The sequence below is a fragment of the Psychromonas sp. MB-3u-54 genome, from assembly GCF_002836415.1.
Taxonomy (GTDB): Bacteria; Pseudomonadota; Gammaproteobacteria; order Enterobacterales; family Psychromonadaceae; genus Psychromonas.
In genome coordinates this window covers 1-14,390 of record NZ_PJBP01000140.1, presented here as the reverse complement: position 1 = coordinate 14,390, position 14,390 = coordinate 1, and the positions used below count along the sequence as shown (strand labels likewise).

Below are 14,390 nucleotides of genomic sequence, written 5' to 3'. Positions count from 1 at the left end.
ATTTCACCTGCCTGAACAGGGCCCCATTATGACTTCTTTTATTTGTCCGCTTTGCCAAACTAACCTGCAACGCACCAATAACACCGAAATCTGTGCTAATAATCATCATTTTGATATTGCCAAGGAAGGTTATCTGAACCTGCTGCCGGTTAATGCTAAAAATTCAAAAAATCCGGGTGATAATAAAGAGATGATCAGCGCACGGCGTGCTTTTTTAAACAGCGACGGCTATTTGCCATTAGCGGAAAAAGTCAGTGAGTTAGTGTCTTTATACTTAGCAGACTGCGATCAGGCTCAAATTCTTGATTTAGGTTGCGGCGAAGGTTATTACACTGCGTGTATAGCAGCAAAGCTTCCTAAGCCGTTTGTGATTAACGGCTTAGATATTTCCAAAGTGGCAATACGTTATGCGGCTAAGCGTTATAAAAATATTAACTTCTGTGTCGCCAGCGCATACGATGTACCACTGGCGGACAATAGTTTAGATGCCTTAATCCGAATCTACGCCCCCTCACTCGAAAGTGAATTACAGCGATTAATCAAACCGCAGGGGTACATAATAACGGTCACACCTGCCCCGCGCCATCTGCTTGAGTTACGTGAAAAAATATATGAACAGGTAAATCAACATGCCGAAGAAAATAAACCGCTGTCTGGTTTTAGTAAAATCAAGCAGCTCAATCTAAATTACAGACTAACCATTAATAACCCTCAGGCAGTGCAGGATTTAATTAATATGACCCCTTTTGCATGGAAATTTAACCAGCAAAAAATGCTGGATTTATTAGCGGAAAAAACCTGGGAGATTGAATGTGATTTTAATATTGAGGTTTATCAAAAAGAGCTTCGAGCTTCGAGCTTTCGAGCTTCGAGCTTCGAGTAGCGAGCTTTCGAGCTTCGAGCTTCGAGCTTCGAGCTTCGAGTAGCGAGCTTCGAGTAGCGAGCTTTCGAGCTTCGAGCTTCGAGCTTCGAGCTTCGAGCTTCGAGCTTCGAGCTTCGAGCTTCGAGCTTCGAGCTTCGAGCTTCGAGCGGCGAACTTCGTAGCTCGTAGCTCTCGACTCGCAGCTCGCGACTCGTAATGCTTAAATCAACTCATGATGCTGTAAAAAATCATCACCGCCCAGCTTAAAGGCTTGCTGCAATAGGGTTGCAAGCTCCAAGTAGGAAGGATGGTGAATCGACCCTTTCTCTGCACTATTTTTTACGCTCAATCTTTTTTTGATTGCCATAAACCAGGGTAATAGTTGCTGCGGCAAAAGCTGTTGCGAGCGTTTACCTAACCAGTAAAAACCTTGAATCGGTAGGCCTAATAAAAATAATGCAAATGTTACGCTGACGATAGGATCAAATAAAGTTGGAAAGGTAAGGGTTAACCCTAAGCTTAAGGCAATAAAAGCGGGTGATATTTTAATGGCCAGACGTGTATAGAATGCAACTTTGCTATCAATAAACAAGCCATTAAGCGCACTTTGTTTTGGCCACACTTTGAGGTAACGATTCCCCTCGCGGATAACATCAAAAAATGAATGCACAATAACCTCACATTAGTTAACAATAAAAGTGATAAATAAACACTAGCAAGATTCAACCCAAGCAGCAATATAACAGTCAATATAACAGTCAATATAACAGTCAATATAACATCAGCATAACAGTCAATATAAAAGCCGACATAAGAAGCAAGACAAAAGCAATACAAATCAATAAAAACACAATACAATAACAACACAAAAAAAGGGGTCGGGCTGAAGTACAGGCACAGCATAAAGACAATAGAACTACCTTCCTAGAACTTGATTTACATCATTTCCTTGCCCGATTGTTGATTGTCATTTAATTACATAAGTGTAGACTTTATACACAATTATGTGAACTGAATCACCAATCAACGGAGCCTTTTGGGGCCATGAAGCGCGTCAGCGTTGATCGACTGGAATGCTGATATTTCAAACTTTACTTACTGGGTTTTTCATGAATAACAAACTTGTACTTGTCCTTAACTGTGGCAGCTCGTCTCTTAAATTCGCGGTTATCAATGCCGATAACGGTGGTGAGATAATGAGCGGTCTTGCCGAATGCTTTAATCTTCCCGATGCACGTATCAAGTGGAAAATAGCAGAGAAGAAAAAATCCACTAGCCTTCACCCTTATAGTGCACATTCAGCAGCAATATCTTTTATTGTCGAAGAGATTATTAAAAAAGAAGCAGGGTTAGCTGAGCAGTTTGTAGCCGTAGGACACCGCATTGTTCACGGTGGTGAAAAATTTACAGAATCAGTTATTATTGATGACCATGTACTTGAAGGTATTGAACAGTGTTCATCCCTTGCCCCGCTGCATAATCCCGCACATGTTTTAGGTATCAAAGCCGCACAATCGGCCTTTCCAGCACTGACTCAAGTTGCCGTATTTGATACCGCATTCCATCAAACAATGCCTGCGAAAGCATTTATGTATGCACTGCCATATAATTTATATAAAGAAGCACATGTTCGTCGTTACGGTATGCACGGTACAAGTCACCTGTTTGTGACAGATCAAGCTGCAAAGGCATTAAATAAAGCGGTTTCTGACACTAATATTATTTCTGCGCATTTGGGTAACGGCGCCTCTGTGGCTGCCATTAAAAAGGGTAAATGTGTCGATACCAGCATGGGTATGACACCACTTGCAGGATTGGTTATGGGGACGCGTTGTGGTGATCTCGATCCAAGTATTATCGAATACTTGGTAACACGTCAAGGTTACAGCCTGAAAGGCGTAATGGATATGCTCCAAAAACAGAGCGGTCTTTTAGGTGTTTCCGGTATTTCCAGCGATTTCCGCAATATTCTGGAAGAGCATGATAAAGGCAATGCAAGAGCAACACTGGCCATGGAAATGTTTATCTACCGACTGACCAAATATATTGCTTCTTATGCTGTACCATTAGGCCATATTGATGCCATCGTCTTTACCGGCGGGATCGGTGAAAATTCCCACCTTGTCCGAAGCAAGGTATTAGAATTATTAACCATTTTTGGTTATCAGGTCGACAGCGAAAAAAATAAAGCCGCGATATTGGGCAATCAAGGTATAATTACGGCAGCCGGCTCCCCGATTGCGATGGTTATCCCTACAAATGAAGAGTGGGTCATTGCACAAGATTCTGCAAAACTAGTTTCAAATCAATAATTATTATAAATAGGGGAGAAAATACTCCCCACTTTTTCCTCTAATTTCTATCTTTACAAGGAATAGTCATGCCCCGCACAATTATGCTCATTCCCATCGGTTCCGGTGTTGGTGTTACTTCCGTCAGCCTAGGTATGATTCGCGCACTGGAACGTCAGGGTGTCGCAGTTAACTTCTTTAAACCTATTGCTCAACCACGCTCTGGAGATACAGGTCCAGAGCGCTCGACTGCAACACTGCGTAATGCTTCAGATTTGAATCCACCTGAACCCTTTGCAATGAAATATGCAGAGAACCTTATCTCCTCGGGCAGAACATCAGACCTATTAGAAAATATTGTCGAACGTTTTCGTCAAGGCACCAAAGAAAGTGATGTGATCATTGTTGAAGGGCTTGTGCCAACGGATAAGCATCAGTTTGCCAACGAAATCAACTACAGCATTGCCAAAGCATTAGGCGCTGAGATGGTCTTTGTTACTCATCCGAATAATGATACTTCCCAGCAGTTAAAAGAGCGCATAGAAATTGCGGTCTCTTCTTTTGGTGGCAAAAACAATCAAAGTATTGTCGGTTGTATTATCAATAAAGTTGGCGCACCGAGCGATGAAAGTGAACAGTACCGTCCAGATTTAACTGAAATGTTTGAGGGTGCTCACGACTCGGCAAACAGTAATCTTGAAGTATTGCAGATGTTCAGTAAAAGTCCGTTGCCTATTTTGGGATGTATTCCCTGGAGTTCGGAACTGATTGCACCTCGTGTTGTCGATCTTGCGACCCATTTACATGCGAAAATATTAAACAAAGGTGACCTCAATACTCGGCGTTTACAGCGGGTCACATTCTGTGCCCGCTCTATTCCAAATATGCTTGAACATTTTAAAGCAGGATCCATGCTAGTCACCTCGGGTGATCGCAGTGATGTGATCATAGCCGCCTGTCTTGCGGTAATGAATGGAATGAAAATTGGTTGTTTATTACTGACCGGCGATTACACCCCTGAAGCCGAAGTCATGAAGTTGTGTGCACGGGCAATGGAATCCGGTTTACCAATTCTCTTAATCAATAGCAACACATGGCAAACTGCTCAGCGCCTGCAAAACTTCAATATGGAAATTCCAGTTGACGATATAGAGCGCATTGAAAAGGTACAAGAATACATTGCCGGCCATGTTGATAAACACTGGTTAAAAACATTAACCGGGGATTCATCTTTATCGCGCCGTTTATCACCACCGGCATTCCGTTATCATTTAACTGAACTTGCACGTAAAAACAGCCAGCGTATTGTGCTGCCTGAAGGTGAAGAGCCGCGTACTATTCAAGCTGCCCTTATCTGTGCACAACGCGGTATTGCAAAACCGGTTCTCTTAGGTAACCCGGAAGAGATTCACCGTGTCGCAACACAACAGGGCATTATTTTAACGGATGATGTTGAAATCATCAATCCGGCTGATGTTATTGAAGATTACATTGCCCCGATGGTGGAACTGCGCAAATCAAAAGGCCTGACGGAAGTTGTTGCCCGTGAACAATTACGAGATACGGTTGTTTTAGGGACGATGATGTTGGCAGAGAGTGAGGTCTCCGGGCTTGTCTCTGGTGCACTGCACACCACCGCGAATACAATTCGACCCGCGCTGCAACTGATTAAAACAGCGCCTGGCGCAAACTTAGTTTCTTCTATCTTCTTTATGCTTCTACCCGATCAGGTATTAGTCTATGGTGACTGTGCAATCAATCCTGATCCAAGCGCAGAACAACTTGCTGATATCGCGATTCAATCAGCAGATTCAGCTATCGCATTCGGTATTGACCCTAAAGTTGCCATGATCAGCTATTCAACGGGTACGTCCGGTGTCGGCTCCGATGTCGATAAAGTACGCGAAGCGACTAAAATCGCGCAACAACGTCGTCCAGATTTGCTGATTGATGGTCCGCTTCAATATGATGCCGCGGTAATGGAAAATGTAGCAAAAAGTAAAGCGCCGGACAGTCCGGTTGCAGGTAAAGCCACTGTCTTTATCTTCCCGGATTTGAATACCGGTAATACCACTTATAAAGCAGTACAACGTAGTGCAAACTTAATCAGTATTGGTCCAATGCTGCAGGGTATGCGTAAACCTGTCAATGATTTATCACGTGGCGCATTGGTTGATGATATTGTTTACACTATCGCGTTAACCGCTATTCAGGCAACACAAGCCATGGATAAAGCAATCGCTAAAATCTAACGCTTTATCGAGCTAACGAGCTATCAATAGCTATAAAAAAGCCCCGATTTGTAAAGCAAATCGGGGCTTTTTTATCAACTAATTTTCAACCGACCTTAATAACAATCCCACTCATTAGGCTCTCTATTCAGGCGTAATAACAAACATTTCAAGCCGCGCTCAGGTTCAATATTAAGGAACAGTTCAGGAGGTGAGATTTGCGCAATAATGACCGCTTGAGGGCATTCTTCCGCAATAACTTCCCTTAAAAATATTAAATCTAAATCGGGGGAATTCAAACATAACAGCGCGACGCCATCAGCAGTTAATAAATCAGGTAAACGGCGAATAATTTTAGGATAATCGCGTTTGATATTGACACTGCCTTTTTGTAATGACGGCGGATCTGCAATGACAATATCATAGGGTCCAAAGCGTTTAACTTTACCCCAAGACTTAAAAAGGTCATGAGCGAAGTACTTCACCCGGCTTAGATCATGACCATTCAACCTATGATTATCACGCCCTACCGCAAGGGCTGCTTTACTCATGTCTAAATTGATAACACGCTCAGCTCCTCCGGCAATAGCCGCGTTAGAAAAAGCACAAGTATAAGAAAAAAGATTCAAAACAGATTTATTTTCACTGTTATTTTGTAACCATTGACGGCCATTTTTCATGTCTAAAAAAATGCCGTAATTTTGTTTACTGCCTAAATTTATTTTATATTTAAGGGTGTTTTCACGGGCAATTAAATCCGTAATAGGCTCGCCATATAAAATCTCCGTCGGCGCAAAATCCCGACAGCGGAACTGCACTTGAATGCTCTCGACCGTAAAACCTATTTCAGTCATTTTGTGCAGTAGCTGCGCGCTTAGTCTTTGTAAGTCTTTTGCCTTCATTTCTTTATATAAAATGATTAAGATTACCGGTGAGAACCAATCGATATTGATGTGTTCGGACTCGGCAAAGTGAAAACCCCGACCGTGTAATAAACGCTGCATCTCATTTTCTGGTTGGCTTTCAACATGCTGCCAATTGATATGTTCCATTATTTTCATTATTTATTATCTTGTTGTTTGGTTGCTTGAAAATCGTCTAATTCTTCATCGGAGCTTAATAAAATAGCAAACCAACGTCCATCTTCACTGTTTTCTAATGCTATTTTAAAAATCATGGTCAAAGGCACGGATAATAGCATGCCTACCATCCCTAATAACCACCCCCAAAAAATTAATGACAGAAAGACTACCAAGGTTGAAAGCCCGAGACTGCGCCCCATAAACTTAGGCTCAATGATATTCCCCATCAGCGCATTGACGCCAACAAATAAAGCGATCACGGCTGCCGCATAACCCATGCCAAGTTGTAAAAAAGTTAAAATGACCGCTGGCACCGCCGCAATAATTGAGCCTATATTGGGTATATAGTTTAATAAAAAAGCCAGTAAAGCCCATAATACATAAAAATCGACCCCCATCAGCCATAAAGCAAAACCGATCATTAAACCTGTCATTAAGCTCATTATCGTTTTTATTGCCATATACTTATTTACTGACTTTAAAAAATGATCTAAGCGCTTTTCCGTTTTGACCGAGTCATCAAAAGCGATATGCAGTTTTTTGGCAAAACCACTGCCTTCCGAGAGCATAAATACCACGGTTAATAACAACAGGAATACATTTCCCAACACGCTGCTGAAACTGCTTAAGGTACTGGTCACTAGGGTCATTATTTTTGCAGGATCAAAGTATTCTCGTACCGCGGTCATCGAAATAACAATATTATACTCACTCATTTTAACAATAAACCATTGCAGTTCGACCGCAAATTGAGCTTCATAGACGGGAATAGCCTCTCTAAAACCGTTAACCGATGCACCAATAACCCCCCCGAAACCAAAAAATAGGGCAAAAATAAAGAAAATGACGCAGGCAATAGCAACGCCCCGCGGGATTCTGCGGGCCGCTAAAAAATCAATGGCAGGATTACAAATAATAGCAACAAAGAGTGCAAGTAAAAACGGGACGACAATAGGCGCCGCGACTTTTACACCGGCAAGTGAGATCACAATCGCAGAAAAAAATATTGCACTGCGCGCAAAGGGGGAGGCATTAGACATAGGATCTCTTTATGTTGACTTAAGCTAAAGTGATAGCTTATTACCGCTTGCTATGACAAGCAAAGACTTTCCGCATTAAACCTTTCTATCGCCAAAATAGGCGAATAAAATCTTAATTCATCTTAGTATTCACCAGCAACAACCTTATTCAAAGCCTACTGATCACTACAACGTGACCACCCTCACATTTCTAATATTTTAATAAATCGTTTTTTTCTGATCTTGATCAAGTCCCTTCATGCATAGGTTTCTATAATCAGGCATAGATTAGTTAAAAAGAGTTTTTTACTAAGAAAGTATTCGTCATCTCGAGCACCGTTTTATTAAAAAATTTTTAAACTTATAAATCTTTAGGAGAAATATTATGACAGTAAGCACTGTTGCCGATCTGGAAGCGCTGATTGCACGCGTTAAAATAGCACAAGCAGAGTATGCAACCTTCTCACAGGAGAAGGTTGATGAAATATTCCGTGTCGCAGCCCTTAAGGTATCGACACACCGTATCGAACTTGCAAAAATGGCCGTTAAAGAAACAGGCATGGGCATTATGGAAGACAAAGTAATTAAAAACCACTTTGCTTCTGAGTTCATCTATAACAGTTATGCAGACACAAAAACCGTGGGTGAATTATCACGTAATGAATCTCTCAATACGGTCACACTTGCAGAGCCGATGGGCATCATCTGCGCCATCATCCCAACAACCAACCCAACATCAACGGCGATTTTCAAGACGCTAATGGCGCTTAAAACAGGTAATGGTTGTATTGTTGCACCGCACCCACGTGCTAAAGAGTGTACAAATTACGCCGCTAAACTTGTTTTAGAAGCGGCAGTTTCTGCTGGCGCACCACAAGATATTATTGGTTGGATTGATACTCCATCAATCGAACTAACCAATTTAATCATGAAGCATGATGATACTGCCATCATACTTGCAACCGGTGGTCCAGGCATGGTTAAAGCAGCATACTCTTCAGGTAATCCTGCGATCGGCGTTGGCGCGGGTAATACACCTGTTGTTATTGACGAATCAGCTGATATCAAACGTGCTGTCTCTTCAATCCTAATGTCAAAAACATTCGATAACGGTATGATCTGTGCGTCTGAGCAGGCTGTTATTGTTGTTGAATCAAAATATGAAGAATTTAAAGCACGCCTTGATGAATACGGTGCTGTTATATTAAATAAAGCACAAGCAGAAAAAGTGGCTAAAACGATGTTTATCGACGGTGCGCTTAACGCGAAAATCGTAGGTCAATCAGCATACACTATTGCTAAACTTGCCGGCGTTAAAGTACCTACTTCAACTAAAATTCTTGTTGGTGAAGGCCCTGAAGTAGTCGTTGAAAACATGTTTGCACATGAAAAACTGTCTCCAACATTAGGTCTGTTTAAAGCTAAAAACTATGAAGATGCGGTTCGTCAAGCTAAAATCGTTCTCGAGATAGGTGGTGTTGGTCACACAGCCGCACTATACACAGACCAAGATGCAAACTCGGATCGTGTTGATGCATTCGGTCTTACCATGAAAGCCTGTCGGATCGTGATTAACTCACCTACCTCTCATGGTGGCATTGGTGATATTTATAACTTTGGTTTCGCACCTTCAATGACCTTAGGTTGTGGTACCCACAGTGGTAACGCTGTATCAGAAAACGTCGGTCCACAACATCTAATCAATACTAAAAAAATTGCGAAGAGAGCTGAAAATATGTTATGGCATAAACTACCAAAATCTATCTACTTCCGCCGTGGTTGTTTACCTATCGCACTGACTGATTTGGAAGATAAAAAACGTGCAATGATAGTAACGGATGGTTTTCTCTTTGCGAACGGTTACGTTGATGAGTTACGTTCAATCCTTGAATCAAAAGGCATGTTAGTTGAGATCTTCCACGAAGTTGAAGCAGATCCAACCCTTGCCATTATCAAAAAAGGAGCGGCTGCTTGTAATGTCTTTAATCCAGACGTTATTCTTGCTGTGGGTGGCGGTTCACCAATGGATGCAGCGAAAATCATGTGGGTTCTATATGAGCATCCAGAAACTGATTTTGAAGACTTATCAATGCGCTTTATGGATATCCGTAAACGTATCTACAAATTCCCTAAAATGGGCGTTAAAGCGGACCTAGTCTGTATTACAACGACTTCAGGGACGGGTGCTGAAGTCACACCCTTTGCCGTTATAACCGATGAAAAAACCGGTAAAAAATACCCACTGGCTGATTATGAACTAACACCAAGTATGGCGATTGTTGATGCCAACCTAGTGATGGATATGCCGAAATCTCTCTGTGCATTCGGTGGTTACGATGCAGTAACACATGCGATGGAAGCTTATGTTTCAATACTGGCTAACGAATACTCAGATGGTCAAGCACTGCAAGCGCTTAAACTATTAAAAGAGTACCTGCCAAGCTCTTACCATAACGGTAAAAATGATGCAGTGGCGCGTGAAAAAGTACATAATGCAGCCACTATTGCGGGCATGGCGTTTGCTCAATCATTCCTGGGAGTGTGTCACTCTATGGCGCATCAAATCGGTAATGAATTCCATATTCCACACGGTTTGGCAAATGCATTATTAATGACTAATACTATTCGTTTTAATGCAACGAATAACCCAACTAAACAAGGTACTTTCTCACAATACGACCGTCCTAAAGCACGTGCTCGTTACGCAGAAATTGCTGACCATTTAGGTTTCCGTGAAGGTAACACTGAAGCTAAAATTAATAAGCTGCTAACTTGGTTAGATGAGTTAAAAGTTGAATTAAATATTCCCCTTTCCATTCAAGACGCAGGTGTTAAAGAAGCAGACTTCCTGGCCGCAGTTGATGCGCTGGCGGAACAAGCCTTTGATGACCAATGTACTCCTGCAAACCCGCGTTACCCGCTAATTGCTGAGCTAAAAGCAGTGCTGCTTGCTTCTTACTACGGCACAGATTACGTTGATGTAATGGATGCGCCTGAAGTTGAAGTACAAGAAGAAAAAAAAGCTAAATAATTTATTCGCTTTAATCGCTGAATAAATGCTAAAAAGCCTGCTTAACCGCAGGCTTTTTTTATGCGTGGAGCTTCGGATGACGGCTGAAAGCTGACGGCTGAAAGCTGACGGCTGACGGCTGACGGCTGAGAGCTGACGGCTGAAAGCTATAACAAAGGGCTAAACAGGTACATCACACTTTCTAATAGGCGCTGCGGATAACTTCGCTTCTGCCAATCTTCCAGCATTAAAGGATCCGATGACAATAAATAACGCATCTGCAGCTGCAATAATTCCTCGGCAAAAAAGTGATTGTCAACGAACATAGTCATTTCAAAATTTAACCAAAAACTACGCCTATCTAGATTAACCGTCCCTAATAAAGCAATGTTTTCATCGATAACAATACTTTTACTGTGCAGTAACCCACCATGAAATTTATATATTTTCACCCCTGCAACCAGCAGCTCCTGAAAAAAGGCGCGTGATGCGTAATCCACCATAAAAGAATCATTTTTAGCCGGCAAAATCACTTTCACATCAATACCGCGCAGCGCTGCCACTTTTAATGCTTCGTGCAAACTCTCGTCGGGAATAAAATAGGGTGTGGTAAGTACCAAACTATATTTGGCCTCATAAATAGCGATTAATAAAACTTGATAGATACTCGCTTCACCAAACTCAGGTCCCGAGGGAATAAGCTGCACATTTTGATCCCCGGCGATGGCAAAACTGTCTTCATAAAGTTTATGAAAAGGTAATTTAATGTTGGTTTCCAAATACCAATCCCAGACAAACAAACTTTTCATCAACTGCACGATAGGCCCCTCGCAGCGCACCATCATGTCGACCCATTGACCGACATTTTTATCTTTCTTAAAGAAAGCGGGATCAACTAAGTTCATACTGCCGGTATAAGCGACGTGATCATCAATACAAACTAACTTACGGTGTAAACGCAAGTCTTGACGCTGAAAGAGTAATCTAAAGGTGCCAACGGGTAAGGCTTCACAGACTTCAACACCCGCATCTCTAAGTTGCTGCGACTGACTGGTGTTAAAAAAATCGTGGCTGCCGACGGAATCAAATAATAATTTACAGCTCACTCCTCTGTGAGCAGCGCGCATTAATGCATTCAAAACATCATCTGCCAACCCTCCCACTGAGCAAATATAAAACATCACATAACAGCTGTGACGGGCTTGCTCAATACAATCCGCCAGCTCGGTTAAAATAACGTCAGTAGAGGATAATAAGGTGAGTTTATTGCCGGCCATCATCGGCATCTGGCTGCCAAATTCAACAAAATGTTTAATCGAAGTCACTGCTGTAGAAATTTGTTGATCAGATAAGCGGTATTCCGTCACTTCATCTGCGAGCCAGGTTTTAAATAACCCCGACATCTCCAGCCGGCGCTTTTTTCTCTTTTTACCTAAATTGAGCTGACCAAAAATATAATAACTTACCATGCCCGCCATAGGTAAAGCATAAATAAGCAGCAACCATGCGAGAGAAACGCCAATGGGTTTACGTTTAATAAGGACACTTAATGAGGTCAGTATCACCAGCGTTATATATATAAAAGCGGTCAGCCCAACATAGAGGGAGTTATCTGACCAGCTCGTTGCAAATAAAGAAGTGTCCATATGGTAAGTTCTTAACGGAAAGAATAACGTTAGCTTAAATGACAGCACACCACAACTGTCAAACCTTTATTGCGAGAGAGGCGATTTCAAATACTATGATTATGTGCGTTTATTGCAACGCAGGTAAAAGGTCGTTTCCGAACCGCTCATCACTTTTTTCTGAACAAGTTGTGCTTGTCCTGCACCGGATGGAAATTCTTCCGGTTTGGCAGTGTCGAGACCATCACTGACCACATTAAGCCCTAAGCTGCGGGCAAAAAAGTGAAAGGATTGTAATTGTGCCTCATTCGCCAAGATTCCTGAACCATTATTAATCTGCGAGTCTGATATTTTTAAGTTTTCAATACCCAGACTATTAATTAAATCGAGAACATTAGTGGCTATGCCTAAATTCGTCATGGTTAAGGTAATGCCCATTTTATTCACATTCTGCAGGTTCGACAGAATATCTTCTGAAGCGTGCTGCAGAACAGTCCGATCCACCAGAAATTCAAGCTGCTCGGTTGAACAGCCGGTTTCTTTCAAAATTTTCTGCAGCTCGGCAATGAAGCTAATTTGTGATAATTGTATGGTGCATAGATTAATGGCAATCCGGCCAAATTTAATCTGCGTTTTTTCCCATGCAACCCCTTGTAAAGCAGCTTTACGAATCATTTCCCACCCTATGGGGACTAATAAATTGCTGCCTTCAGCCACACTCAAAAAGCGCTCGGGCGTTAATATTCCACGCTTAGGGTGATGCCAACGCAGTACGCCTTCCAGGGCAATGATTTGGCGTTTATTAATATCGTATTGCGGCTGGTAATACAATACTAACTGCGATGACAATAATGCCTGTTTTAACTCTTGTTCTAATGCGAACTCTTTATTTAAACCCAGCGTCAAGCTAGGGGTATAAAAATTGAATGTTGCATTTTTTAAACTGGTGTTATTTTTCCCACGGCGCATCGCACTTTCAGCATTTAGAAACAGGGTGCCAGCCTCCATTCCGTCATCAGGGGAAAGACTGATACCGATACTTGCGCTAAGGTTTGTGTGAACGTTGTCTATAATAAATGCACGGCTAAACTGATCGTTTATTTTATGCGCAACCATAGCAGCATCGTGTTCATAGACTAATTCGTCGATGATAATAATAAATTGGTCATTACCATAACGACCCAATGTATCTTTTCCGGAAACACAGCTTGTTAAACGCTTAGCAACCTCCTTTAAAACCAGATCTCCAGCATTATGACCATAGTTATCATTAATCGTTTTAAAATCATCAATATCAACTAACATCACCGCCACTGCGCTGTGTTGATAATTAGCGTGGGTAATTATATCTTCCAATCGGCTAAACAGGGAAATTCGATTACGTAATCCAGTTAACGGATCATGTTTTGACAAAAAGCTAATTTTTTTATCTGTTACTTGAAAGTGTTTTAAATCGGTATAAGAGTAGACCCGGTCAACGCTGTTTTCCTGCACGTGCTCAACCCCATAGACCTCTAACCAGGCGTAATGAACATTGCCACTCTTAGCGCGATAGGTGATATCTCCCTGCCAGGAACCGTCTGTCTCTAAAATTTGCTCAATATTTTTATAGGATCCGTCATCATAGGCAGTAGAAGCTAATAAATTGATCTGTTCTGCTAACAGATTATTTTTACTATAACCAAAAAGAAAACAGGCATGATCATTAGCTGAAATTATCCAACCGTTCGCGTCGGTCACGATCAGCGCTTCTGTACTGTTTTCAAATACAACATTGGTAATTTCAAGACGCTTCTTTATTCTTCGCTGCTCGGTCATATTCCGGCCAACAGCAATTAACCCTTGTACATTTCCCTGCTTGTCCTGCAGAGGGGTTTTCTTTATATTGAGCACATGACGTTCGTCATTGTAATCGGTGGAAAATACTTCCTCGACATTAACTTCGTTATTTTTTATAACCCTTTGGTCTTGCTCTATAGACACTCTCGCTTGCTCCAAGGGGAAAAAATCATGCGCGTTTTTTCCCAAAAGATTATTTTCTAAACAACCTACAAATTTCTCAAAGGATCTATTACAGCCTAATACGCGACTTTCCAAGTCTTTATAAAAAATCATATCCGGACAAATATCTGCCACCGTACGCAGTATGACACGCTCTTTTTCTAATGATTTTTTTGCTTTATTAAGCTCTGTTATATCAAAAACAAGTCCGGTTTTAATGTTGCTGTTAGCGGTACACTCTTTACGAAAGAGAAGATCTCGCTGTTCAC

The 14,390-nt window shown here is 41.7% G+C and carries 9 protein-coding genes; 4 read left to right on the top strand and 5 right to left on the bottom strand.

The window, feature by feature from the left end; translation table 11 throughout:
• A partial coding sequence (rlmA, locus tag CXF72_RS10770) for a 23S rRNA (guanine(745)-N(1))-methyltransferase (protein WP_232784954.1) occupies nucleotides 1–883 on the top strand: 883 nt, incomplete at its 5' end.
• Nucleotides 884–1,082: 199 nt separating this feature from the next.
• Here rlmA and yfbV read toward each other — a convergent pair.
• Nucleotides 1,083–1,532 (bottom strand): terminus macrodomain insulation protein YfbV, encoded by a 450-nt coding sequence (gene yfbV / locus CXF72_RS10760; RefSeq protein WP_101039017.1) that lies wholly within the window; start codon nucleotides 1,530–1,532, stop codon nucleotides 1,083–1,085.
• Nucleotides 1,533–1,971: 439 nt separating this feature from the next.
• On the opposite strand from yfbV, the gene CXF72_RS10755 reads away from it, so the two are divergent.
• Together CXF72_RS10755 and pta are read left to right on the top strand one after the other, a co-directional pair.
• Nucleotides 1,972–3,174: an acetate kinase gene (locus CXF72_RS10755; protein WP_101039016.1), complete on the top strand. Its 1,203-nt coding sequence runs from the start codon at nucleotides 1,972–1,974 to the stop codon at nucleotides 3,172–3,174.
• A gap of 68 nt (nucleotides 3,175–3,242) precedes the next feature.
• Entirely contained in the window at nucleotides 3,243–5,405 is a 2,163-nt protein-coding gene (gene pta, locus CXF72_RS10750) for a phosphate acetyltransferase (RefSeq protein WP_101039014.1), read from the top strand.
• Nucleotides 5,406–5,500: 95 nt separating this feature from the next.
• Here the strand turns inward: pta and CXF72_RS10745 are convergent, their stop codons facing one another.
• Complete coding sequence (locus CXF72_RS10745; RefSeq protein ID WP_232784953.1) at nucleotides 5,501–6,436, bottom strand: class I SAM-dependent methyltransferase; 936 nt, start codon at nucleotides 6,434–6,436, stop codon at nucleotides 5,501–5,503.
• A gap of 8 nt (nucleotides 6,437–6,444) precedes the next feature.
• Nucleotides 6,445–7,506 (bottom strand): AI-2E family transporter, encoded by a 1,062-nt coding sequence (locus CXF72_RS10740; protein WP_101039010.1) that lies wholly within the window; start codon nucleotides 7,504–7,506, stop codon nucleotides 6,445–6,447.
• A gap of 364 nt (nucleotides 7,507–7,870) precedes the next feature.
• On the opposite strand from CXF72_RS10740, the gene adhE reads away from it, so the two are divergent.
• Complete coding sequence (adhE, locus tag CXF72_RS10735) at nucleotides 7,871–10,516, top strand: bifunctional acetaldehyde-CoA/alcohol dehydrogenase (protein WP_101039009.1); 2,646 nt, start codon at nucleotides 7,871–7,873, stop codon at nucleotides 10,514–10,516.
• 146 nt (nucleotides 10,517–10,662) lie between these two features.
• Here adhE and cls read toward each other — a convergent pair whose 3' ends face one another.
• Nucleotides 10,663–12,141: a cardiolipin synthase gene (cls, locus tag CXF72_RS10730; protein WP_101039007.1), complete on the bottom strand. Its 1,479-nt coding sequence runs from the start codon at nucleotides 12,139–12,141 to the stop codon at nucleotides 10,663–10,665.
• Nucleotides 12,142–12,240: 99 nt separating this feature from the next.
• The coding region (locus CXF72_RS10725) for a putative bifunctional diguanylate cyclase/phosphodiesterase (RefSeq protein ID WP_101039005.1) at nucleotides 12,241–14,390 on the bottom strand (2,150 nt) is incomplete at its 5' end.